Source organism: Pseudomonas azotoformans (genome assembly GCF_001579805.1).
Classification (GTDB): Bacteria; Pseudomonadota; Gammaproteobacteria; order Pseudomonadales; family Pseudomonadaceae; genus Aquipseudomonas; species Aquipseudomonas azotoformans_A.
This window is the reverse complement of record NZ_CP014546.1, coordinates 925,828-950,314: the sequence shown is the minus strand read 5'-3', so window position 1 is coordinate 950,314 and position 24,487 is coordinate 925,828. Positions and strand designations below refer to the sequence as shown.

The 24,487-nt window shown below is 60.8% G+C and carries 21 protein-coding genes; 17 read left to right on the top strand and 4 right to left on the bottom strand.

What is annotated here, in order from left to right; all coding sequences use genetic code 11:
* The first annotated feature begins 86 nt into the window (after positions 1-86).
* Positions 87-383 carry a helix-turn-helix domain-containing protein gene (locus AYR47_RS04500; protein WP_033898040.1) on the top strand — a complete coding sequence of 99 codons (297 nt, stop codon included), beginning with the start codon at positions 87-89 and terminating at the stop codon, positions 381-383.
* Positions 380-1,618 carry a type II toxin-antitoxin system HipA family toxin gene (locus AYR47_RS04495; protein WP_061434426.1) on the top strand — a complete coding sequence of 413 codons (1,239 nt, stop codon included), beginning with the start codon at positions 380-382 and terminating at the stop codon, positions 1,616-1,618. Before AYR47_RS04500 ends, AYR47_RS04495 begins: the two co-directional genes overlap by 4 nt.
* 3 nt (positions 1,619-1,621) lie before the next feature.
* Here the strand turns inward: AYR47_RS04495 and AYR47_RS04490 are convergent, their stop codons facing one another.
* Entirely contained in the window at positions 1,622-2,023 is a 402-nt protein-coding gene (locus tag AYR47_RS04490; protein WP_016977792.1) for a lysozyme inhibitor LprI family protein, read from the bottom strand.
* A 219-nt stretch (positions 2,024-2,242) separates the two neighbouring features.
* Between AYR47_RS04490 and AYR47_RS04485 the strand changes: the two genes are divergently transcribed.
* The 6 genes from AYR47_RS04485 to etfB all read left to right on the top strand — a co-directional run bounded on the left by AYR47_RS04485 (position 2,243) and on the right by etfB (position 9,965).
* Complete coding sequence (locus AYR47_RS04485) at positions 2,243-3,220, top strand: dipeptidase (protein WP_061434424.1); 978 nt, start codon at positions 2,243-2,245, stop codon at positions 3,218-3,220.
* A 78-nt stretch (positions 3,221-3,298) separates the two neighbouring features.
* Positions 3,299-3,829 (top strand): DUF5943 domain-containing protein, encoded by a 531-nt coding sequence (locus tag AYR47_RS04480; protein ID WP_033898043.1) that lies wholly within the window; start codon positions 3,299-3,301, stop codon positions 3,827-3,829.
* Positions 3,830-3,844: 15 nt separating this feature from the next.
* A complete protein-coding gene (gene dgcA, locus AYR47_RS04475) occupies positions 3,845-5,905 on the top strand; it encodes a dimethylglycine demethylation protein DgcA (protein WP_016977794.1) in 2,061 nt (686 codons plus the stop codon).
* 103 nt (positions 5,906-6,008) lie between these two features.
* Positions 6,009-7,964 (top strand): dimethylglycine demethylation protein DgcB, encoded by a 1,956-nt coding sequence (gene dgcB / locus AYR47_RS04470; RefSeq protein ID WP_033898044.1) that lies wholly within the window; start codon positions 6,009-6,011, stop codon positions 7,962-7,964.
* Complete coding sequence (etfA, locus tag AYR47_RS04465) at positions 7,964-9,184, top strand: electron transfer flavoprotein subunit alpha (RefSeq protein WP_033898045.1); 1,221 nt, start codon at positions 7,964-7,966, stop codon at positions 9,182-9,184. The genes dgcB and etfA overlap by 1 nt, the downstream gene beginning before the upstream one ends.
* A gap of 10 nt (positions 9,185-9,194) precedes the next feature.
* Positions 9,195-9,965 (top strand): electron transfer flavoprotein subunit beta, encoded by a 771-nt coding sequence (gene etfB, locus AYR47_RS04460; RefSeq protein WP_033898046.1) that lies wholly within the window; start codon positions 9,195-9,197, stop codon positions 9,963-9,965.
* A 662-nt stretch (positions 9,966-10,627) separates the two neighbouring features.
* Here etfB and gbcA read toward each other — a convergent pair.
* A complete protein-coding gene (gbcA, locus tag AYR47_RS04455) occupies positions 10,628-11,923 on the bottom strand; it encodes a glycine-betaine demethylase subunit GbcA (RefSeq protein WP_033898047.1) in 1,296 nt (431 codons plus the stop codon).
* A 280-nt stretch (positions 11,924-12,203) separates the two neighbouring features.
* Here gbcA and gbcB point away from each other — a divergent pair, with 280 nt between their 5' ends.
* Positions 12,204-13,304 (top strand): glycine-betaine demethylase subunit GbcB, encoded by a 1,101-nt coding sequence (gene gbcB, locus AYR47_RS04450; RefSeq protein WP_061449403.1) that lies wholly within the window; start codon positions 12,204-12,206, stop codon positions 13,302-13,304.
* Between the two features lie 86 nt (positions 13,305-13,390).
* On the opposite strand, the gene AYR47_RS04445 is transcribed toward gbcB, so the two are convergent.
* Positions 13,391-13,588, bottom strand: coding sequence for a hypothetical protein (locus tag AYR47_RS04445; protein WP_033898048.1), 198 nt, complete (start codon positions 13,586-13,588; stop codon positions 13,391-13,393).
* A gap of 176 nt (positions 13,589-13,764) precedes the next feature.
* Positions 13,765-14,805, bottom strand: coding sequence for a threonine aldolase family protein (locus tag AYR47_RS04440; RefSeq protein ID WP_010207092.1), 1,041 nt, complete (start codon positions 14,803-14,805; stop codon positions 13,765-13,767).
* A gap of 90 nt (positions 14,806-14,895) precedes the next feature.
* On the opposite strand from AYR47_RS04440, the gene AYR47_RS04435 reads away from it, so the two are divergent.
* The 8 genes from AYR47_RS04435 (at position 14,896) to fdhA (ending at position 24,476) form a co-directional block, all read left to right on the top strand.
* The gene (locus AYR47_RS04435; protein ID WP_033898050.1) at positions 14,896-15,624 is read left to right on the top strand and encodes a TraX family protein; all 729 of its coding nucleotides are present in this window, start codon (positions 14,896-14,898) and stop codon (positions 15,622-15,624) included.
* A gap of 138 nt (positions 15,625-15,762) precedes the next feature.
* Positions 15,763-17,016: a serine hydroxymethyltransferase gene (gene glyA, locus AYR47_RS04430; protein WP_061434422.1), complete on the top strand. Its 1,254-nt coding sequence runs from the start codon at positions 15,763-15,765 to the stop codon at positions 17,014-17,016.
* Between the two features lie 22 nt (positions 17,017-17,038).
* Entirely contained in the window at positions 17,039-18,289 is a 1,251-nt protein-coding gene (locus AYR47_RS04425; protein ID WP_010207084.1) for a sarcosine oxidase subunit beta, read from the top strand.
* 15 nt (positions 18,290-18,304) lie between these two features.
* Positions 18,305-18,607: a sarcosine oxidase subunit delta gene (locus AYR47_RS04420; RefSeq protein WP_010207083.1), complete on the top strand. Its 303-nt coding sequence runs from the start codon at positions 18,305-18,307 to the stop codon at positions 18,605-18,607.
* Positions 18,604-21,621 (top strand): sarcosine oxidase subunit alpha, encoded by a 3,018-nt coding sequence (locus AYR47_RS04415; RefSeq protein ID WP_061434420.1) that lies wholly within the window; start codon positions 18,604-18,606, stop codon positions 21,619-21,621. The genes AYR47_RS04420 and AYR47_RS04415 overlap by 4 nt, the downstream gene beginning before the upstream one ends.
* A gap of 57 nt (positions 21,622-21,678) precedes the next feature.
* A complete protein-coding gene (locus AYR47_RS04410; RefSeq protein ID WP_033898053.1) occupies positions 21,679-22,311 on the top strand; it encodes a sarcosine oxidase subunit gamma in 633 nt (210 codons plus the stop codon).
* Between the two features lie 9 nt (positions 22,312-22,320).
* Entirely contained in the window at positions 22,321-23,178 is an 858-nt protein-coding gene (purU, locus tag AYR47_RS04405) for a formyltetrahydrofolate deformylase (RefSeq protein WP_016977808.1), read from the top strand.
* Positions 23,179-23,276: 98 nt separating this feature from the next.
* Positions 23,277-24,476, top strand: coding sequence for a formaldehyde dehydrogenase, glutathione-independent (gene fdhA, locus AYR47_RS04400; RefSeq protein ID WP_016977809.1), 1,200 nt, complete (start codon positions 23,277-23,279; stop codon positions 24,474-24,476).
* Positions 24,477-24,487: the final 11 nt, after the last annotated feature.

Sequence of the window (24,487 nt, the reverse complement as noted above, 5' to 3'; positions counted from 1 at the left end):
CGTTTTATGGATAACCCGTTATCCATTATTTAATATGATTGTAGGGTAGCCTGCTACACTTGCTAACACTCCTCTGAGGTCGAACCATGGCCCTTACGCATATTCTCTACGCCCCTGGAGAGATTGCCTTGCAGATCGCCGGTAATGCCAAGGCTCTGCGGCTGAGCAAGAACCTTTCTCGCCGAGCCTTGGCAGCCCAGTCCGGAGTGGCTGAATCCACACTCAAGCGTTTTGAAACGACCGGCAAGGTATCCCTCGATGCGCTGCTGCTGATCGCCATGAGCCTGGGGGTAGGAGAGCAAATGGCGAATCTGTTCAGTGCACCACCGCCACTCAGTCTTCAGGAACTGAAAAGCCAAACCAGGCTGCGAGGACGCCGATGAAAACAGTCTCTGCACTGCACGTGATGTTGCAGGGCTCACGCGTCGGTGAGCTGGTAGATGCGCCTGGCCGGGGCATTTATTTTTCGTATGATCCGAGTTGGCTGGCTAACGGCTTCAACCTGGCGCCGTTGTACATGGACTTTTCTTCGGCGCCTCAGTTGGCGGCAGACGCATTGCTGTTCGGTGGCCTGCAAGGGGCGTTCAGCGATTCGTTGCCCGATGGCTGGGGGCTCTTGTTGATGGACCGCTTCTTTCGCACGCAATTGGGCATGGAGCGTCGTGCGATCGGCCCATTGGAGCGGCTCGCCTATATGGATAATCGGGGTATGGGGGCACTGGAATACAAGCCAGCGTTCGAAAAGAGGCCAGAACAGAACGAGCTTGACCTGGCCTCTCTTTACCAGGCTTCACAAGAGGTGCTGTCGGGTGAGTCGAAAGACGTGATTGAGTCACTGCGCCTCGCGGGCGGCTCCCCTGGCGGTGCACGTCCTAAGGCAGTCATGGGTCTTTCATCCGACAAGACGCAGGCTATCTCTTCATTTGGTGAGATGCCTGAAGGTTACGAACATTGGTTGATCAAGTTCCGTAGCCAGGAAGAGCATCCGGACAGTGGCGCTATCGAACAGGCCTACGCCTTGATGGCCCGTATCGCGGGGGTCGAAATTTCAGACTCGGCGTTACTTGAGGTAGAGACAGCTACCGCAATAGAGCGGTTTTTCGTCACACGGCGCTTTGACCGCGTGGGTCTTACGAAGCGTCATATGCTCACCGCTGCGGCGATTCTGTATGCCGACTACCGTATGCCCAGCCTGGACTATGGCGATTTGTTGCGCCTGACCTTCGCGATCACCAAAAATGCCAGGGAGGTGGAAAAAATGGCCCGGCTGATGGTGTTCAATGCACTGACCCATAACCGTGACGACCACGCAAAAAACTTCTCGTTCTTTGGCTCATCGACAGGCTGGCAGATGGCGCCGGCCTATGACCTGACGTTTGCCAATACCAGCGGTCGGGGGAATGAGAACACCAGTGCTTTTGCAGGTGCAGGCCAGCCATCACGCACGGCAATCAAGAAGGTCTGTGCACCCTTCAGCTTTCTTGAACCTGACCTCTACATCGAGCAGACGATGGAGGCTCTATCCCGGTGGCATCAGCATTGCGCTGACCTCAATATCGACAAAGCCCAGCGGGATCAGGTGCAAATGGCCTTCAATTCAATCGGGAAAGCCTTCTAGCCGTTACTCCTGCCCAATCGACTCCAAAAACTCCGACCGCTCATCGCTCATTCGTGCCAGACAATCATTCTGCGCAATCGCATACGCCTTGGTGCCGTTGACTGCCGGGAAGGTGTCCACGGCGCAATCAGCATCCCGTAACTTTTCCCACTTCTGCTGGGCATCCTTCAGACGAGCGGTAATGTCCGCCAGCTTGGTCTTGTCGCTGCCATAGGTCGAAGCCATGCGTTCCAGCAGACCTTGATAGTTGTCTTTGAGCAGTTGTTCGGCGGTGGTTTTGTTGTAGGAGGCGCATTCCAGGGTTTGCTTGTCGTTTTCGATGCCGTCGCACGGCGTGCTGTCGGTGTCTTCGGCCGCGTGGACGCCGGTTGCGATGAGTGCCAAAGCCAGGAAAATCGATTTCATTGCGCCGTCTCATATCAGGTGATGCGGGAATTCTGGCTCAAGCGTAAGACAAAGAACAGCCGCCAGTCAGACCTCTCATAACAGGCTTTGTCGTGGATTGACGCTTTCGGCAATTCCCCTGTCGTTTTTGCACCCGGCTCTGTCGGCCCCTGGGCATATGCTGGCCCCAAAGCGCCGGCAGACGATTCGGCGCATGAATCGCCAATAAGGGGACGCCTGATGAGCCCAGCCGAATTGCACGCCGACAGCATCGTTATCGACGGGCTGATTATTGCCAAGTGGAACCGCGACCTGTTCGAGGACATGCGCAAAGGCGGCCTCACCGCTGCCAACTGCACCGTGTCGGTGTGGGAAGGGTTCCAGGCCACCATCAACAATATCGTGGCCAGCCAGACCCTGATCCGTGAAAACAGCGACCTGGTGATCCCGGTGAAAACCACCGCCGACATCCGCCGCGCCAAGGAGCAGGGCAAGACCGGCATCATCTTCGGCTTCCAGAACGCCCATGCCTTCGAAGACCAGCTTGGCTATGTCGAGATCTTCAAGCAGCTCGGCGTCGGTGTGGTGCAGATGTGCTACAACACCCAGAACCTGGTCGGCACCGGTTGCTACGAGCGTGATGGCGGCCTGTCGGGTTTTGGCCGTGAAATCGTCGCTGAGATGAACCGCGTCTGCATCATGTGCGACCTCTCACACGTCGGCTCCAAGACTTCCGAAGAAGTCATCCTCGAATCGAAAAAACCGGTGTGCTACTCCCACTGCCTGCCGTCCGGGCTCAAAGAGCACCCGCGCAACAAGTCCGATGAAGAACTCAAGTTCATTGCCGACCACGGTGGTTTTGTCGGCGTGACCATGTTCGCGCCGTTCCTGGCCAAAGGCATCGATTCGACCATCGACGACTACGCCGAAGCCATCGAATACACCATGAATATCGTCGGCGAAGACGCCATCGGCATCGGCACCGACTTCACCCAGGGCCATGGCCAGGATTTCTTTGAAATGCTGACCCATGACAAGGGCTACGCCCGCCGCCTGACCAGCTTCGGCAAGATCATCAACCCGCTGGGCATCCGCACCGTGGGCGAGTTCCCCAACCTCACCGAGACCCTGCTCAAGCGCGGCCACCCTGAGCGCGTGGTACGCAAGATCATGGGTGAAAACTGGGTGAACGTCCTCAAGGACGTCTGGGGCGAATAAGCCACCGCCACCGCATCTTTTCCCCCCGGCCATTCGCGCCGGGGGCATCAACAAGAATTTTTCTGGAGTTAAGTTTCCATGGCCAAGATCGCCCCGCAATTGCCTATCGAAGTCGACAGCGAAACCGGTGTCTGGACCTCCGACGCCCTGCCAATGCTGTACGTGCCACGCCATTTCTTCGTCAACAACCACATTGGTATTGAAGAAGTGTTGGGCGCCGACGCCTACGCCGAAATCCTCTACAAGGCCGGCTACAAATCCGCGTGGCACTGGTGTGAAAAAGAAGCCGAATGCCACGGCCTGGAAGGCGTCGCGGTGTTCGAGCACTACATGAAGCGCCTGTCGCAACGCGGCTGGGGCCTGTTCAAGATCCAGGATATCGACCTCGACAAGGGCACCTGCAGCGTCAAGCTGGAACACTCCGCGTTTGTGTACGTGTACGGCAAGGTCGGGCGTAAGGTGGACTACATGTTCACCGGCTGGTTTGCCGGCGCCATGGACCAGATCCTGCAAGCCCGCGGCAGCCAGATCCGCACTGTCGCCGAACAAGTCTACGGAGGCTCCGAAGAGGGCCACGATGACGGCCTGTTCACCGTCAAGCCGTTGTAAGCCGAGGACCGTGCCATGGCTTTCGAAGCAATGTTCCAGCCGATCCAGATCGGCAAACTGACCATCCGCAACCGCGTGCTCAGTACCGCCCACGCCGAGGTCTACGCGACCGACGGCGGCATGACCACCGACCGCTATGTGAAGTACTACGAAGAGAAAGCCAAGGGCGGTATCGGCCTGGCGATCTGCGGCGGTTCCTCGGTCGTGGCTATCGACAGCCCGCAGGAATGGTGGAGTTCGGTCAACCTGTCCACCGACCGCATCATCCCGCACTTCCAGAACCTGGCCGACGCGATGCACAAGCATGGCGCCAAGATCATGATCCAGATTACCCACATGGGCCGTCGCTCGCGTTGGGACGGCTTCAACTGGCCCACGCTGATGTCGCCGTCTGGCGTGCGTGAGCCGGTGCACCGTGCGACCTGCAAGACCATCGAGCCGGAAGAAATCTGGCGCGTGATCGGCAACTACGCCAGCGCAGCCAAACGCGCCAAGGCCGGCGGCCTGGACGGTGTGGAACTGTCCGCCGTGCACCAGCACATGATCGACCAGTTCTGGAGCCCGCGGGTCAACAAGCGTACCGACGAGTGGGGCGGCACCTTCGAAGGCCGCATGAAGTTCGGCCTGGAAGTGCTGAAAGCCGTGCGCGCCGAAGTCGGTGACGACTTCTGCGTTGGCATGCGCCTGTGCGGTGATGAATTCCACCCGGACGGCTTGTCCCATGAGGACATGAAGCAGATCGCCAAGTACTACGACGACACCGGCATGCTGGATTTCATCGGCGTAGTGGGCTCGGGTTGTGACACGCACAACACCTTGGCCAACGTGATCCCCAACATGAGTTATCCACCGGAGCCGTTCCTGCATTTGGCCGCCGGTATCAAGGAAGTGGTCAAGGTCCCGGTGCTGCATGCGCAGAACATCAAGGACCCAAACCAGGCCACGCGCATCCTGGAAGGCGGTTATGTGGACATGGTCGGTATGACCCGTGCGCACATCGCCGACCCGCACCTGATCGCCAAGATCAAGATGGGCCAGATCGACCAGATCAAGCAGTGCGTCGGTGCCAACTACTGCATCGACCGCCAGTACCAGGGCCTGGATGTGTTGTGCATCCAGAACGCCGCGACCTCCCGTGAATACATGGGCGTGCCGCACATCATCGAAAAAACCACCGGCGTCAAACGCAAAGTTGTAGTGGTCGGTGCCGGCCCGGCCGGGATGGAAGCTGCACGCGTGGCTGCCGAACGTGGCCACGACGTGACCCTGTTCGAAAAGAAAGAGTTTATTGGTGGGCAGATCACCACGGCGTCCAAGGCGCCTCAGCGTGACCAGATCGCCGGTATCACCCGCTGGTACCAGCTGGAGCTGGCGCGGTTGAAGGTCGACCTGCGCCTGGGCGTGGCCGCCGATGCCGACACTATCCTGGACGTGCGTCCGGACGTAGTGGTGCTGGCGGTAGGCGGACATCCGAACGTGGAACAGAACGAACACTGGGGCGCGGCCGAAGGCCTGGTGGTGAGCAGCTGGGATGTGCTCGACGGCAAAGTCGCGCCGGGCAAGAACGTGCTGGTGTACGACACCATCTGCGAATTCACCGGCATGTCGGTGGCGGATTTCCTCGCGGACAAGGGCAGCCAGGTCGAGATCGTCACCGACGACATCAAACCGGGCGTAGCCATCGGCGGTACGTCGTTCCCGACCTACTACCGCAGCATGTACCCCAAGGAAGTGATCATGACCGGCGACATGATGCTGGAAAAGGTCTACCGCGAAGGCGACAAGCTGGTGGCGGTGCTGGAGAACGAATACACCGGCGCTAAAGAGGAGCGGGTGGTGGACCAGGTGGTCGTCGAGAACGGCGTGCGTCCGGATGAAGCTATCTACTACGCACTCAAGGAAGGCTCGCGCAACAAGGGCCAGATCGACGTCGAAGCCTTGTTCGCGATCAAGCCGCAGCCGTGCTTGAGCGAGGCGGGTGACGGGTACTTGCTGTTCCGCATCGGTGATTGTGTGGCGCAGCGTAATACCCATGCTGCGATCTATGACGCCCTGCGCCTTTGCAAGGATTTTTAAGAACAGTCGCAAGTCACAAGCTTCAAGCTGCAAGAAAGAGCGATGTGTGACCGGCTTTGACTTGCCGCTTGTAGCTTGAGGCTTGCCGCTTGAGGTCACCTCAATGTTGAACACCTTGCTGCCTATTCTCTTGTTTGCCGCCCTGGGCCTTGCCGTCCTCGGCGCCCTGCGCCGGGTGAACATGTGGCGCCGTGGCCGCGCGTCCAAGGTTGACCTTTTGGGCGGCCTGCTCGCCATGCCCAAACGCTACATGGTCGACCTGCACCACGTGGTCGCCCGCGACAAATACATCGCCAACACCCACGTCGCCACCGCGCTGGGTTTTGTGCTGTCGGCGTTGCTCGCCATTCTGGTCCACGGCTTCGGCCTGCAGAATCGCATCCTCGGCTACGCCTTGCTGCTGGCCTCGGTACTGATGTTTGTCGGCGCCACCTTCGTTTACCTGCGCCGTCGCAATCCGCCTGCACGTCTTTCGAAAGGCCCATGGATGCGCTTGCCGAAAAGCCTGATGGCGTTCTCGGTCAGCTTCTTTCTGGTGACCCTGCCGGTGGCCGGGATTCTGCCAGCGGATTTCGGCGGCTGGTTGCTTGCCGCGTTGCTCGGGGTGGGTGTGTTGTGGGGCGTGTCCGAGATGTTCTTCGGCATGACCTGGGGCGGCCCGATGAAGCACGCCTTCGCCGGTGCCTTGCACCTGGCCTGGCACCGTCGCGCCGAGCGCTTTGGCGGCGGCCGTTCCACCGGTTTGAAACCACTGGACCTCAGCGATAAATCCGCGCCGCTGGGCGTGGAGAAACCCAAGGATTTCACGTGGAACCAACTGCTGGGCTTCGACGCCTGCGTACAGTGCGGCAAGTGCGAAGCCGCGTGCCCGGCCTTCGCCGCCGGCCAGCCACTGAACCCGAAAAAGCTGATCCAGGACATGGTGGTCGGCCTGGCCGGTGGCACCGATGCCAAGTTCGCCGGCAGCCCGTATCCGGGCAAAGCCATCGGCGAACACAGCGGCAACCCGCATCAGCCGATCGTCAACGGCCTGGTGGACGCCGAGACCCTGTGGTCCTGCACCACCTGCCGCGCTTGCGTGGAAGAGTGCCCGATGATGATCGAGCACGTGGACGCCATCGTCGACATGCGCCGTCACCTCACCCTGGAAAAAGGCGCCACGCCGAACAAAGGCGCGGAAGTCCTGGAAAACCTGATCGCCACCGACAACCCCGGCGGTTTCGCACCGGGTGGTCGCCTGAACTGGGCGGCAGACCTGAACCTGCCGCTGCTCAGCGAGAAAGGCAGTGCCGACGTGCTGTTCTGGGTCGGCGACGGTGCCTTCGACATGCGTAACCAACGTACTCTGCGCGCCTTCGTCAAAGTGCTCAAGGCGGCCAAGGTCGACTTTGCCGTGCTCGGCCTGGAAGAGCGTGACAGCGGCGACGTGGCGCGTCGTCTGGGCGATGAAGCGACCTTCCAGTTGCTGGCTTCGCGCAATATCCAGACCCTGGCCAAGTACAGCTTCAAGCGCATCGTCACCTGCGATCCGCACAGCTTCCATGTGCTGAAAAACGAATACGGCGCCTTCAACGGCAACTATCGGGTGCAACATCACAGCACCTTCATGGCCGAGCTGATCGGCGAGGGCGCGCTGAACCTGGGCCAGCACAAGGGCAACAGCGTGACCTACCACGACCCTTGTTACCTGGGCCGCTACAACGGCGAATACGAGGCGCCGCGCCAAGTGCTGCGGGCGTTGGGCATCGAGGTCAAGGAGATGCAACGCTCGGGCTTCCGTTCACGCTGCTGCGGTGGCGGGGGCGGTGCGCCGATTACCGACATTCCCGGCAAGCAACGCATACCGGATATGCGCATGGAAGACATCCGCGAAACCGGCGCCGAGCTGGTGGCCGTGGGTTGTCCACAGTGCACGGCGATGCTTGAGGGTGTGGTTGAGCCACGTCCGCTGATCAAGGATATCGCCGAACTGGTAGCCGACGCTCTGCTGGAAGACGCAGCCCCGACCAAGGCTCCCATCAAACGCCCGGTCCAACAAAAGTCTGCGGAGGTGCACTGATGAGCGACATTATCCGCCGCGACCCACGCGCTGAGTGGATCGCCCGCAACCGTCTGCACCCGCTGCATGCGGCTATGCAACCGGTGCAACACAGTTGGATGGGCCCCAATGGCGTCATCCGCAAAAATGTACATGGTGTTGGCTTCATCGGCCCCAATGGCATCAAGCGCATCGACCGCAGTGGCGCCCAGCAGGGCGGCGCGGCCAAGCGTACAGCGGCGGTGGAAGTGCAGTTGCCGCTGCATCAGGTGGCGGCGCCTGCGTTCTACATCAACGTGGTGCCGGACATGGTCGGCGGCCGCTTGAGCAGCCACGACCGTGACTTGCTCGGCCTGGCCCGACAACTGGCGGGCAGCGACGGCGCGGTGCTGGCGGTGGTGTTTGGCGAACACAAGGAAGGTGCATTTGCCACCGCAGGCGTCGATCGCCTGCTGGTGCTGGAAGGTCACGAATTCGACGGTTATTCACCGGAACAACGGGTGCAAGGTTTGCGCGCTGTGGATCACCAGTTCAATCCGCGTCACTGGTTGCTGCCAGACAGCCGCAGCGGTGGTGGCGAACTGGGCCGGCGTTTTGCCGCCAGCCTCAAGGAACGCCCGGCTACGCGGGTTTGGCAGATCAAGGGCGACGAGTGCATCGGCCGCGCCGGTGCGGGCCAGGAAGACTTGGCCCGTCCGCTGCCACGCCTGATTCTGGCCGCCGCTGAATGCGCCGATCCTGTCAGTGAGACACGGCATGAAGTGCTCCCCGTGGAGTTATCCACAGCCCTGGCACGCAGCCTGCCGCGCATCGAAGACCTCGGTGCAGTGGCGGTGGATCCGGCGGCGATTCCCATGGCCGAGGCAGAATTCATTTTCTCTGGCGGCAACGGCGTGAAGGACTGGGCCCTGTTCCACCAGACCGCTGCGGCCCTGGGCGCCACCGAAGGCGCCTCGCGGGTGGCGGTGGACGATGGCTTCATGGCGCGTGATCGCCAGGTCGGCGCCAGCGGCACCTGGGTGACGGCGCGGGTCTACGTGGCCGTGGGTATTTCCGGGGCGATCCAGCACCTGCAAGGCATCGGTGCCTGCGACAAGGTGGTGGCGATCAACCTCGACCCTGGTTGCGACATGATCAAGCGGGCCGATCTCTCGGTCATCGGCGAAAGCGCCGCGATTCTGCATGCCTTGATCGCTGCGGTAGAGGCCTACCGCAACGGCGCCAAGCGCGATGCGGCTTGAGGATATGAGCATGAACACGAATGTTATCAGCCTGGTATCCATCGGCGCCCACCCGACCTCCGGTCGCCCGCGCCGCGCCGAGCAAGACGCGCGCGCAGTGGAATTGGGCCTGCAAATGGCTGGGGATAAGTTGCAGGTGCTGCACGCCGGCAACATTGCTGAGCCGACCCTGCGCAGCTACCTGGGCATGGGGTTGCCGCAATTGCATGTGCTGGAGCAACCGGCGGGCAGCGATGCCTTGCCGGTGCTCAGCGAATACCTGCGCGACGCCGGTGCCCAGGTGGTGCTTGCTGGCAGCCAGGCCGAAACCGGTGAAGGCTCGGGCATGTTGCCGTACCTGCTGGCCGAGCAATTGGGCTGGCCGCTGATTGTCGGGCTGGCGCAGGTCGAATCCATCGATGGCGGCGTGGCCCATGTGCTGCAAGCCTTGCCACGCGGCCAGCGGCGACGCCTGAAGGTGCGCCTGCCGTTTCTGGCGACAGTGGATAACGCCGCGCCCAAGCCTCGGCAGAGTGCTTACGGCCCGGCGCAGCGCGGTGAGCTGGCGGCCCATGAAGTCGAAATCGAACAAGACGAGTTATTCACAGGCGCCGTGCTGCAACCGGCCAAGCCACGCCCCAAGCGCCTCAAGGTAATCAAGGCCAAGAGCGGTGCTGACCGCATGAAAGCCGCCACGGCCAAGGCCAGTGGTGGTGGCGGGCAAGTGCTCAAGGGCCTGAGCCCGGAAGCGGGCGCCGAAGCTATCCTCAAGCTGCTGGTTGAGGAAGGTGTGGTTCGCTGAAGCTGAACAGGGAATGTGGCTTACCCACAATCCCTGTTGACCCGTCTGTGGATAACCTGTTCGCGGTTGTCCACACCCCCTGTGAATCAAGCCCTCCAGCCCTCTGTACGAAAAACAACCAAGCTAACTTGCGGTTTTTACTTGGGTTTTTCGCTGCTCCTGTGCATTTCTCCGGCCCGACTTGCCCCCATAGTCTGTTGGCGCTTCTGTGGATAACATGTTCGCTGTCGGCTGAAGCCCTTATTAATCAAGGCTTTCATCGGATTGATCAAAATGTGATCGATTTGGTTTTTTTACCGACTAAAAACCCTGTAAACCCCGATTTGTGAAGGTTTGAGGTGGTTTTCCACAGCACTCTCCAAGTTGCCCCCAAAGTCTGTTGGTGCTTCTGTGGATAAGGTGTTCGCGTTCCGCTACAGGCCACGTAAGTCGTGGCTTGCGCTGGTTTGGTCAATAAATGAACAAAGCCGGTTCAAACCGACTGGCTTGAATAAGTCACGGATTTTCTTCATTTAATTTCAGGCAGGAAGCGTAGTTGCCCACAATTGCTGTGGGTGGCTTTGTGGATAAGTTGTTGGGGAAAGGCTGGAGGGCAGGGGAATCAAGGGTTATCAGGGGGTTGGGTGTTTTTTGTACAGCCCAGCCCCCCGAAGATCAACAGGTTATTCGTGAACCGCAACGCCCTTGAGGTACGGCGCTGGAGCGGCCCCCAGGTTGCTCAACAGGCGCTCGCTGTACCAGTCCACGAAGTTCACCACGCCGAACTCATAAGTCTTGGAGTACGGGCCAGGCTGGTAGGCGGTGGAGTTGATGCCGCGCTGGTTTTCTTCGGCCAGGCGACGGTCCTGGTCGTTGGTGGCGTCCCACACCTGGCGCATGCGCTCCACGTCGTAGTCCACGCCTTCCACGGCGTCCTTGTGCACCAGCCATTTGGTGGTGACCATGGTTTCCTGGGCGCTGATTGGCCACACGGTGAACACAATGATGTGATCGCCCATGCAGTGGTTCCAGGAGTGCGGCAGGTGCAGGATGCGCATCGAGCCCAGGTCCGGGTTCTTGATGCGGCCCATGAGCTTGGCGCAGCCTTGCTTGCCGTCGAGGGTCATCGACACGGTGCCCTTGAGCAGCGGCATGCGCACGATACGGTTGCGCAGGCCGAAACTGGCGTGGGCGTACGGGATTTTCTCGGCATCCCAGGCGGCGGCGGAGGCGGCCACGTGGTCCTTGAACGCCTGGTCGGCGCGCGGGTCGGTGACGTCGTCCCACTCCAGCAGGGTTTTCAGCAGTTCCGGGTGCGACGCGTTGCAGTGGTAGCACTCGCGGTTGTTTTCCAGCACCAGCTTCCAGTTGGCTTTCTCCATCAAGGTGGTGGTAATCGCCACCTTGGTGTTCTCCATGTCGTAGGGTTCCATGTAATGGTTCAGCGTCGACAGGAAGTCATCGATGGCCGGCGGGTTGTCCGCCAGGCTGATGAAGATGTAGCCACCGGCCGTCTTCACGTTGACCGGCTTGAGGCCGTACTGCTTCATGTCGAAGTCGGCGCCCATTTCGGTGCCAGCGAACAGCAGGCGGCCATCGAGTTCGTAGGTCCACTGGTGGTAGTGGCAGACCAGTTTGGCGACCTTGCCCTTGTCGCTGGTGCACAAGCGCGAGCCACGGTGACGGCACACGTTGTGGAACGCGTGAACCACGCCTTCGGCGCCCCGGATCACGATGATCGGGTTTTTGCCGATTTGTAGGGTCAGGTAGTTGCCCTTGGCGGGGATTTCGCAGGTCATGCCGGCGATCAACCACTCTTTCTGGAAGATCTCCTGCATGTCGATATCAAACAGCCGCTCATCAGAGTAGAACGGCTGCGGCAGCGAGAAAGTGCGCTCGCGCTCTTGCAGCATTTGCGCGGTGGCCTTGCGTGCGGGTTCCAGCGGATCGCCCAAGCTTAAGGTTGCGGTGACGTCCATCGTGTGTGTCCTCATGGCCATTCTGTGTGGCCGAGATAAGTGGCTAATCAGGTTTGCAGCAAGGCGTAAAGAAAGCGTCTGTGTTGGGAGCGAGTGTGGGGCCGCCGATGCGCCGAACCTTATCCATGGGCGACATGGCCCAATCTGTTCCCGACGCGCAACCCTAGGTCGTTGGGGGCTGGTCGCGATAAGTATGTGAATGTCGCAGATAGGTAAATGGGTGGTTCTGGCGTTACGCAGAATCGCCACCATAAGGCCGATGTCGGCGGTGGAGAACAACATGTCCAATAATTTCCTGAATCCGGTAACCACCCAGACCTGGGCCAATGGTCGGCACATTGTCCGTTGCGTCAAAGTCATCCAGGAAACCTGGGACGTGCGCACCTTCTGTTTCATGGCCGACCAGCCGATCCTGTTCTTTTTCAAGCCGGGGCAATTCGTCACCCTGGAGCTGGAGATCGAAGGCCAGCCGATCATGCGCTCCTACACCATTTCAAGCTCACCGTCGGTGCCCTACAGCTTCTCGGTGACCATCAAGCGTGTGCCGGGCGGCAAGGTGTCCAACTGGCTGCACGACACCCTTCATGAAGGGCAAGAGTTGGCGGTGCACGGGCCGGTGGGCTTGTTCAACGCCATCGACTTCCCGAGCCCGAAAGTGCTGTACCTCAGCGGCGGCGTGGGCATCACGCCAGTCATGTCCATGGCCCGCTGGTTCTACGACACCAACGCCAACGTCGACATGACGTTTATCCACAGCGCCCGCTCGCCCAAGGACATCATCTACCACCGCGAGCTGGAGCACATGGCGTCGCGGATCGACAACTTCAGCCTGCACCTGATCTGCGAGAAACACGGCTTGGGCGAGCCATGGGCGGGGTATCGCGGTTACCTGAATCACAAAATGCTTGAACTGATGGTGCCGGACTTCCTGGAGCGCGAAGTGTTCTGCTGCGGCCCGACGCCGTACATGAGCGCGGTGAAGCGCCTGCTGGAAGTGGCGGGTTTCGACATGACGCGTTATCACGAGGAATCCTTCGGCGCCACGCCGCCGGAAGCCCGTGCGGACGCGGTGGAGCAAGCCGAACAAGCCGCCGACGCGCCGGAAATCGACCTGGCGGATCTGCACCAGGTGGAGTTCATCGCATCGGGCAAGAGCATCCGCGTCGCCCCTGGGGAAACCGTGCATGCCGCGGCCGCCAAGCTTGGCCTGTTGATCCCGAAAGCCTGCGGCATGGGCATCTGCGGCACCTGCAAGGTGATGAAGTTGGGCGGCGAGGTGGAGATGGAGCACAACGGCGGCATCACTGAAGAAGATGAAGCCGAAGGCTACATCCTGTCGTGCTGCAGTGTGCCGAAGGGCGATGTGCGCATCGAATTCTGAGGCGATCCCCGTTGTAGGAGCCGGCTTGCCGGCGATAGCGATCCTAAGGCCGCCATCGCCGGCAAGCCGGCTCCTACAGTTATGGGTTAGCGGACGAAAACGTTGATGAGGTACGCGCCGGATGCTGTCATTTCGAACTCTTTCCCAGTGATGGTAAAGGTTCTTGAAGGCTCGATGATGGTATCACCGACATTCGCCAGTTTCCTGAGATCATCCAGGTTGACGAGTGTGGCGTTGTTATCATCTCGAAGTTGCGAATCAGTTGTGTAGCATTGAATTTCCATGATGTTGCCCTCGATAGGATTTCCATTTCCAGCCGACTATTCGGCAGGCAGTCAGCCCCGAAGTAACGCGTCCGTTCAATCGGGGTGACAAGATCCTATCCAAGACAGGGGGTAGATAGATACTGTCAGAAATACGTACAAACAGTCTCTGAAAACGCGCTGAAAGCCCCGTGGTTTCAGGCCTCCATCACTTTCCGAATATCCGCTGCCAATTCTCTTACACGTTCTTCCTCGGTATCCCACGCACACATGAAGCGTGCGCCGCCTTTGCCGATAAAGGTGTAGAAGCGCCAGCCCTTGGCGGTCAACGCGGCAATCGCCGGTTCCGAGAGTTGCAGGAACACGCCGTTGGCCTGCACCGGGAACATCAACTCCACGCCAGGAATATCCGCCACCAGGCTGCTCAGCAATTGAGCGCAGTGGTTGGCGTGACGCGCGTGTTTGAGCCAGGCGTCGTTTTCCAGCAGGCCTACCCAAGGGGCGGACAGGAAACGCATTTTCGACGCCAGTTGGCCGGCTTGCTTGCAGCGGTAGTCGAAGTCTTCAGCCAGCTTGTGGTTGAAGAACAGGATCGCTTCGCCCACGGCCATGCCGTTCTTGGTGCCGCCAAAGCACAGCACGTCCACCCCGGCTTTCCAGGTCAGATCCGCCGGTGAGCAGCCGAGGAACGCGCAGGCGTTGGAGAAGCGCGCGCCGTCCATGTGCAGGTTCAGGCCCAACTCTTTGCAGGTGGCGCTGATGGCGCGGATTTCATCCGGGGTGTACACGCTGCCGACTTCAGTGGCCTGGGTCAGGGTGACCACGCGCGGCTTGGGGTAGTGAATGTCCTGGCGCTTGAGGGCGATCTCGCGGATCGACTCCGGGGTCAGCTTACCGTTTTCGGTGCGAGCGGTGAGCAGCTTGGAACCGTTGGAGAAAAACTCCGGCGCGCCGCATTCGTCGGTTTCGACGTGGGCAGTTTCCGAGCAAATCACGCTATGGTAGCTCTGGCACAAGGACGACAGCGCAAGGGAGTTGGCGGCGGTGCCGTTGAAGGCGAAGAACACTTCGCAGTCGGTTTCGAACAAGTTGCGGAAACCGTCGGCGGCGCGGTGGGTCCATTCATCATCGCCGTAGGCGCGCTGATGGCCTTGGTTGGCTTGTTCCATGGCGGCCCAGGCTTCCGGGCAGATGCCCGAATAGTTGTCACTGGCGAATTGTTGGCTCTTGTCGGTCATGGCCCATTCCTGTGGTCGATGTTGGTGCGCACTGTAACCAAGATTGTTGCGGGTGCGCACGCACTGTAAATGCAAAGTCACTGGGGAATTATGCACGGTACTGGAACCCTGCCTGTCGGACGTGTCCGTGATGGCGCTTTGGATCTGCTCAAGTGGCTGGCACTGTTGAGCATGGTGCTCGATCACCTACGCTATGTCGGTTTGAGTCTGGACGGCCTGTACGTGCCGGGGCGCCTGGCGTTCCCGTGGTTTTGCCTGGCGATTGCGGCGAATCTGCACCGGGTCAGGGGCGCGCCTGTGACAGGTCAATGGCGCTACCTGGGCTGGCTGTTACTGTTCAGCGTGATCAGCGAAGTGCCGTACCGACTGTTTATCGACGATGCCGATACGTTGAACGTCCTGCCGACCTTGGCGCTGGGGCTGCTGGTTGCCCGAGGATGGCGGCAGAAGGCGCATTTTGATCGAGGATTGGCGCTGATTGCCCTCACGATTGCCGCCGTGTTTTCCACACAGCTGATGTTCGGTTTTTTCGGCGTATTACTGCCACTGGCGACGCTGCTGGTATTCCGTCGCCCCTGGTATTTCAGTGTATTGCCGGGCCTGGTCTGTGTGGCGGCCAATCAATGGCAGGTTCTGCTCAATAGCGGCACCCCCGTAGCGTTGGTCGGATTGGCCGCTTGCCTGATTGCGCCAATGCTTGGCCTGGTCCTATTGCGACACGCTCAAAACGCCTCGCCACCGGCCATGCGCCGCTGGGCGTATGCCCTCTATCCCGCGCATTTCCTGCTACTGCTGGCTTTGCGCCACAGCCTTGCCTGAGTCGCTGAATTCATTCCATGTCGTAAACGCACCTTTGTGTGGCGTGCGTAGGCATTTGACCTGCTGACGCCAGCCCTACCATCGCATCAAAGGGCCCTGCACCGGGCCTCAACAATACGAAAGGCTGGGAGAGACGCGATGTTCAGCAAACAAGACCAGATCCAGGGATATGACGACGCACTGCTGGCGGCCATGAATGCCGAGGAGCAGCGCCAGGAAGATCATATCGAGCTGATCGCGTCAGAGAACTACACCAGCAAACGCGTAATGGAAGCCCAAGGCAGCGGCCTCACCAACAAATACGCTGAAGGCTACCCGGGCAAGCGCTACTACGGTGGCTGCGAGCACGTGGATAAAGTCGAGGCCCTGGCCATCGAGCGCGCCAAGCAACTGTTCGGCGCCGATTACGCCAACGTGCAGCCACACTCCGGTTCGTCCGCCAACAGCGCGGTGTACCTGGCTCTGATCAATGCGGGCGACACAATTCTGGGCATGAGCCTGGCCCACGGCGGTCACTTGACCCACGGCGCCAAAGTGTCGTCCTCGGGCAAGCTGTACAACGCGGTGCAATACGGCATCAACACCGACACTGGCCTGATCGACTACGACGAAGTCGAGCGCCTGGCCGTCGAGCACAAGCCGAAAATGGTTGTGGCCGGTTTCTCTGCCTACTCCAAGACTCTGGATTTCCCACGTTTCCGTCAGATCGCCGACAAAGTGGGCGCGCTGTTGTTCGTCGACATGGCCCACGTCGCCGGCCTGGTTGCCGCTGGCCTGTACCCGAACCCGCTGCCGTACGCCGACGTGGTCACCACCACCACCCACAAGACCCTGCGTGGTCCACGGGGCGGTCTGATCCTGGCCAAGTCCAACGAAGAGATTGAAAAGAAACTCAACGCCGCCGTATTCCCTGGCGCCCAGGGCGGCCCGCTGATGCACGTCATCGCCGGCAAGGCCGTGTGCTTCAAGGAAGCGCTGGAGCCAAGCTTCAAGGCCTATCAGCAACAAGTGATCGACAACGCCCAGGCTATGGCCGAGGTGTTCATCAAACGTGGCTACGATGTCGTGTCCGGCGGTACCGATAACCACCTGTTCCTGGTCAGCCTGATCCGTCAGGGCCTCACCGGCAAAGAGGCGGACGCCGCCCTCGGTCGCGCCCACATCACCGTCAACAAGAACGCGGTGCCGAATGACCCGCAGTCGCCGTTCGTGACCTCGGGCCTGCGCATCGGCACCCCGGCAGTGACCACGCGTGGTTTTAAAGTGCCGCAGTGCATCGAACTGGCTGGCTGGATCTGCGACATCCTCGACAACCTCGGCGACGCCGACGTTGAGGCCAACGTGGCCAAGCACGTGTCTGCCCTGTGCGCTGATTTCCCGGTTTATCGCTGAGCGCGGTTTTGGAGTAATGACTATGCAACGCTACTCGGGCTTCGGCCTCTTCAAGCACTCACTCAGCCACCACGAAAACTGGCAGAAGATGTGGCGCACCCCGACCCCTAAAAAGGTCTACGACGTGGTCATCGTCGGCGGCGGCGGGCATGGTCTGGCGACCGCCTACTACCTGGCCAAGGAGCACGGCATCACCAACGTGGCCGTGGTCGAGAAAGGCTGGCTGGGCGGCGGTAACACCGCGCGCAACACCACCATCGTGCGTTCCAACTACCTGTGGGACGAGTCGGCGCATCTGTACGAACACGCAATGAAGCTGTGGGAAGGCCTGTCCCAGGACCTGAACTACAACGTGATGTTCTCCCAACGTGGCGTCTACAACCTGTGCCACACCCTGCAAGACATCCGTGATTCCGAGCGCCGCGTGAGTGCCAACCGCCTCAATGGCGTGGACGGCGAACTGCTCAACGCCAAGCAAGTGGCCGATGAGATCCCGTACCTCGACTGCTCCAAGAACACCCGCTATCCGGTGCTCGGCGCCACCGTGCAACGGCGCGGCGGCGTGGCCCGTCACGATGCCGTGGCCTGGGGCTTTGCCCGCGCCGCCGACGCACTGGGCGTGGATTTGATCCAGCAGACCGAAGTGATCGGCTTTCGCAAGGAAAACGGTGTGTGCATCGGTGTGGAGACCAATAAAGGCTTTATCGGCGCCAAGCGCGTCGGTGTGGTCACCGCCGGTAACTCCGGGCACATGGCCTCGCTGGCGGGCTTTCGCCTGCCGATCGAATCCCACCCGCTGCAAGCGTTGGTGTCGGAGCCGATCAAGCCGATTATCGACAGCGTGATCATGTCCAACGCCGTACACGGTTACATCAGCCAATCCGACAAGGGCGACCTGGTGATCGGCGCCGGTATCGACGGCTACAACGGCTACGGCCAGCGCGGCTCGTACCCGGTGATCGAACACACCATCCAGGCCATCGTCGAGATGTTCCCGGTGCTGTCCCGCGTGCGCATGAACCGTCAGTGGGGCGGCATCGTCGATACCACGCCGGATGCGTGCCCGATCATCTCCAAGACTCCAGTGCCGAACATGTTCTTCAACTGCGGTTGGGGCACCGGTGGTTTTAAAGCGACTCCGGGCTCAGGCAACGTGTTTGCCGCCAGCCTCGCCAAGGGTGAAATGCACCCGTTGGCCGCACCTTTCTCCATCGACCGTTTCCACAACGGTGCGTTGATCGACGAACACGGCGCTGCGGCCGTCGCCCACTAACAGGAGAAATTCCCTATGTTGCATATCTTCTGTCCTCACTGTGGCGAACTGCGCTCCGAAGAGGAATTTCACGCGTCCGGCCAAGCGCACATCCCGCGCCCGCTGGACCCGAACGCCTGCACCGATGAAGAGTGGGGCGACTACATGTTCTTCCGCGACAACCCCCGTGGTCTGCACCACGAACTGTGGATCCACGCCGCCGGTTGCCGCCAGTACTTCAACGCGACCCGCGACACCCTGACCTACGAAATTCTTGAAACCTACAAGATCGGTGAGAAGCCACAATTCACCGCCAAGGCCTCTGGAGAGAAGGTATGAGCCAGACCAATCGCCTGTCCAACGGTGGCCGGATCGACCGTAATAAAGTCCTGACCTTCAGCTTCAACGGCCAGAGCTACAAAGGCTTTGAAGGCGACACGCTCGCCGCAGCCCTGCTGGCCAATGGCGTCGACATCATCGGCCGCAGCTTCAAGTACTCGCGCCCTCGCGGCATCTTTGCTGCGGGCGCCGAAGAGCCGAACGCGGTGCTGCAGATCGGTGCCACCGAAGCCACCCAGATTCCTAACGTGCGCGCCACGCAACAGGCGCTGTACCAAGGCCTGGTCGCCACCAGCACCAACGGCTGGCCGAACGTCAACAATGACGTGATGGGCATTCTTGGCAAGGTCGGTGGCAAGCTGATGCCGCCGGGTTTCTACTACAAAACCTTCATGTACCCGCAATCGTTCTGGATGACGTACGAGAAGTACATCCGTAAGGCCGCTGGCCTTGGTCGCTCGCCGACCGAAAACGATCCGGACACCTATGACAACTTCAACCGTCACTGCGACGTGCTGGTGGTCGGCGCGGGCCCTGCGGGTCTGGCCGCCGCACTGGCCGCCGCACGCAGCGGTGCCCGCGTGATCATCGCCGATGAGCAGGAAGAGTTCGGCGGTTCGCTGCTCGATTCGCGCGAAAGCCTCGACGGCAAGCCGGCGGCGGAATGGATTGCCAGTGTCATTGCTGAATTGAAGGCCCTGCCAGACGTGGTGTTGCTGCCCCGCGCCACCGTCAACGGTTATCACGACCATAACTTCCTGACTATTCACGAACGCCTCACCGACCACCTGGGTGACCGTGCGCCGATTGGTGTGGTGCGCCAACGCATCCACCGTGTGCGCGCCAAGCGTGTGGTGCTGGCGACCGGTGCGTGTGAGCGCCCGCTGGTGTACGGCAACAACGACGTGCCGGGCAACATGCTGGCCGGTGCGGTTTCGACCTACGTGCGTCGCTACGGCGTGGCACCGGGCAAGAAGCTGGTGCTGTCCACCAACAACGATCACGCCTATCGCGTTGCGCTGGACTGGCTCGACGCCGGCCTGCAAGTGGTGGCTGTGGCCGATGTGCGCCACAACCCACGCGGCGCGCTGGTGGAAGAAGCCCGCGCCAAAGGTATTCGTATCCTCACCGGCAGCGCCGTGATCGAGGCCCGTGGCAGCAAGCACGTGACTGCTGCCCGCGTGGCTGCAATTGACGTCAAAGCGCATAAAGTCACCAGCCCTGGCGAGTGGCTGGACTGCGACCTGGTGGCCAGCTCCGGCGGCTACAGCCCGGTGGTTCACTTGGCTTCGCATCTGGGCGGCAAGCCGACCTGGCGTGAAGACATCCTCGGTTTTGTACCGGGCGAAGCACCGCAAAAACGCGTGTGCGTCGGTGGCATCAACGGCGTCTATGGCCTCGGCGATTCCCTGGCTGACGGTTTTGAAGGCGGCGTGCGCGCGGCCAGCGAAGCCGGTTTTGCCCCGGTGGAAGGCACCCTGCCAAAAGCCTTGAGCCGCTTGGAAGAGCCGACACTGGCGATCTACCAAGTGCCGCACGACAAGCCAACCGCACGGGCGCCGAAGCAATTCGTCGACTTGCAAAACGACGTGACCGCCGCCGCCATCGAACTGGCGACCCGCGAAGGGTTCGAGTCGGTCGAACACGTCAAACGCTACACCGCGCTGGGCTTCGGCACCGACCAGGGCAAGCTGGGCAACGTCAACGGCCTGGCGATTGCCGCCCGTTCGCTGAACGTGACCATCCCGCAGATGGGCACCACCATGTTCCGCCCGAACTACACGCCGGTCACGTTCGGCGCCGTCGCCGGTCGTCACTGTGGGCACATCTTCGAGCCGGTGCGCTACACCGCGCTGCAAGCCTGGCACGTGAAGAACGGCGCCGAGTTTGAAGACGTCGGCCAGTGGAAACGTCCGTGGTACTTCCCACGCAACGGTGAAGACCTGCATGCCGCGGTGAAACGCGAATGCCTGGCCGTGCGCGACAGCGTCGGCCTGCTGGATGCGTCGACCCTCGGCAAGATCGACATCCAGGGCCCGGACGCGCGCGAGTTCCTCAACCGCATCTACTCCAACGCCTGGACCAAGCTCGATGTGGGCAAGGCGCGCTACGGCCTGATGTGCAAGGAAGACGGCATGGTCTTCGACGACGGTGTGACTGCCTGCCTCGCCGACAACCACTTCCTGATGACCACCACCACCGGCGGCGCGGCTCGCGTGTTGCAGTGGCTGGAAATCTACCAGCAGACCGAGTGGCCAGACCTCAAGGTGTACTTCACTTCGGTCACCGACCACTGGGCCACCATGACCCTGTCCGGCCCCAACAGCCGCAAGCTGCTGGCGGAAGTGACTGATATCGACCTGGACAAGGACGGCTTCCCGTTCATGACCTGGAAGGAAGGCTTGGTCGGCGGCGTACCGGCGCGGGTGTTCCGGATCTCGTTTACCGGTGAGCTGTCGTACGAAGTCAACGTGCAGGCCGACTACGCCATGGGCGTGCTAGAAAAAATCGTCGACGCCGGCAAGAAGTACAACCTGACGCCGTACGGCACCGAAACTATGCACGTACTGCGGGCCGAGAAGGGCTTCATCATCGTCGGCCAGGACACTGACGGCTCGATGACCCCCGACGACCTGAACATGGGTTGGTGCGTCGGCCGTACCAAGCCGTTCTCGTGGATCGGCTGGCGCGGCATGAACCGTGAAGACTGCGTGCGCGAAGAGCGTAAGCAACTGGTGGGCTTGAAGCCGATCGATCCGAATGTATGGCTGCCGGAAGGCGCGCAGTTGGTGTTCGATCCGAAGCAGACGATTCCGATGAAGATGGTCGGCCACGTGACCTCAAGCTATGCGCACAACTCCCTAGGCTATTCGTTCGCCATGGGTGTGGTGAAGGGCGGCTTGAAGCGTATTGGTGAGCGCGTGTTCTCGCCGCAGGCGGATGGCAGCGTGATCGAGGCGGAGATTGTTTCCTCGGTGTTCTTTGACCCGAAAGGCGATCGCCAGAACATCTGATGGACCGAGTTGCGGCCCCACAGGGGCCGCATTCCAAGCAGCATTCAAAGGTGCTTTATGACAGCAGCCAATGTGTACCAACAACGCCCAACCACCGGGGCCAAGGCCGAGTCGTCGCTGCACCATGCCGACCTCGCCAGCCTGGTCGGCAAGGGCCGCAAGAACGCCGGCGTGACCGTGCGCGAAAAGAAACTTCTGGGCCACCTGACCATCCGTGGCGACGGCCATGATGCAGCCTTCGCCGCTGGCGTACACAAGGCCCTGGGCATCGAACTGCCGAGCGCCTTGACCGTGATCGTCAAAGGCGAAACCAGCTTGCAGTGGCTCGGCCCGGATGAGTGGTTGCTCATCGTGCCAAGCGGCGAAGAATTCGCCGCCGAGAAAAGCCTGCGTGCCGCCCTGGGTGAGCTGCATATCCAGATCGTCAACGTCAGCGGCGGCCAGCAGATTCTTGAACTGAGCGGCCCGAACGTGCGCGATGTGCTGATGAAGTCCACCAGCTACGACGTGCACCCCAACAACTTCCCGGTGGGCAAGGCGGTGGGCACGGTGTTCGCCAAGTCGCAACTAGTGATCCGTCACACGGCCGAAGACACTTGGGAACTGCTGATTCGCCGCAGCTTCTCGGATTACTGGTGGTTGTGGTTACAGGATGCATCCGCCGAATTCGGCCTGAGCGTCCAAGCCTGAGGAATACCCATGAGCCGCGCACCTGATACATGGATTTTGACCGCCGACTGCCCCAGCGTGCTCGGCACGGTGGACGCGGTCACCCGCTATCTGTTCGAACAGGGTTGCTACGTGACTGAGCACCACTCGTTCGATGACCGGCTTTCGGGCCGGTTCTTTATTCGCGTGGAGTTTCGCCAGCCCGACGGTTTTGACGAACAAGGTTTCCGCGATGGCCTGGCCACGCGCGGCGAAGCCTTCGGCATGATCTTCGAGCTGACGGCGCCGAATTACCGGCCAAAAGTGGTGATCATGGTCTCCAAGGCCGACCATTGCCTGAACGATCTACTGTATCGCCAGCGCATCGGCCAACTGTCGATGGACGTGGTCGCGGTGGTGTCCAACCACCCTGATTTGAAGCCCTTGGCCGACTGGCACCAGATTCCCTACTACCATTTCCCCCTCGACCCCAACGACAAACCGTCCCAGGAGCGTCAGGTGTGGCAAGTGGTGGAAGACACCGGCGCGGAACTGGTGATCCTTGCGCGCTACATGCAAGTGCTGTCGCCGGAGCTGTGCCGCAAGCTGGATGGCAAAGCCATCAACATTCACCACTCATTGTTGCCGGGGTTCAAGGGCGCCAAGCCGTATCACCAGGCGTACAACAAGGGCGTGAAATTGGTCGGCGCCACGGCGCATTACATCAACAATGATCTGGATGAAGGCCCGATCATTGCCCAGGGCGTGGAGGTGGTGGATCACAGCCACTATCCAGAGGATTTGATTGCCAAGGGGCGCGATATTGAAGGGCTGACACTGGCCCGGGCGGTGGGGTATCACATTGAGCGGCGGGTGTTTCTCAACGCCAATCGGACTGTGGTGCTCTGATTGCAAAGACAACAAACAGCATCTGTACCCGAGCACTTAAACGCGCTGCCCACCCAACGGGCAACGCAGTTCCATAAAAACAACAGCGAGGTGAAAGCATGTCTGGTAATCGTGGTGTCGTGTATCTCGGCAACGGCAAGGTCGAAGTACAGAAAATCGACTATCCCAAAATGCAGGACCCCCGTGGCAGGAAGATTGAGCACGGCGTCATCCTGCGCGTGGTTTCCACCAACATCTGCGGCTCCGACCAACACATGGTGCGTGGCCGCACCACTGCCCAGACCGGCCTGGTGCTCGGTCATGAAATTACCGGTGAAGTGATCGAGAAGGGCAGCGACGTCGAAAACCTAAAGATCGGCGACCTGGTTTCGGTTCCCTTCAACGTGGCTTGCGGCCGCTGCCGTTCCTGCAAAGAGCAACACACCGGCGTCTGCCTGACCGTCAACCCGGCCCGTGCCGGTGGCGCCTATGGCTATGTCGACATGGGCGACTGGACCGGCGGCCAAGCCGAATACGTGCTGGTGCCATACGCGGACTTCAACCTGCTGAAACTGCCGGACCGCGACAAGGCCATGGAGAAAATCCGCGACCTGACGTGCCTCTCCGACATTCTGCCTACCGGCTACCACGGCGCCGTGACTGCAGGCGTTGGCCCAGGTAGCACCGTCTACATTGCAGGTGCCGGCCCGGTCGGCCTGGCCGCTGCCGCATCTGCACGCCTGCTGGGCGCGGCGGTGGTGATCATTGGCGACGTCAACCCGATCCGCCTGGCCCACGCCAAGGCCCAGGGTTTTGAAGTGGCCGACCTGTCCACCGATACCCCACTGCACGAACAGATCGCCGCGTTGCTGGGCGAGCCGGAAGTGGATTGCGCCGTCGACGCCGTCGGTTTCGAAGCCCGTGGCCACGGCCATGAAGGCGTGAAAGCAGAAGCCCCGGCCACGGTGCTCAACTCGCTGATGGGCGTGGTGCGCGTGGCGGGCAAAATCGGTATTCCTGGCCTGTACGTCACCGAAGATCCAGGTGCCGTGGATGCCGCCGCCAAAATGGGCAGCCTGAGCATCCGCTTCGGCCTCGGCTGGGCCAAGTCCCACAGCTTCCACACCGGCCAGACCCCGGTGATGAAGTACAACCGCGCGCTGATGCAGGCGATCATGTGGGACCGTATCAACATTGCCGAAATCGTCGGCGTGCAGGTGATCAGCCTGGATGACGCACCACGTGGCTACGGCGAGTTTGATGCGGGCGTGCCGAAGAAGTTTGTGATTGATCCGCACAAGCTGTTCAGTGCGGCGTAAGGCTCAAGGCT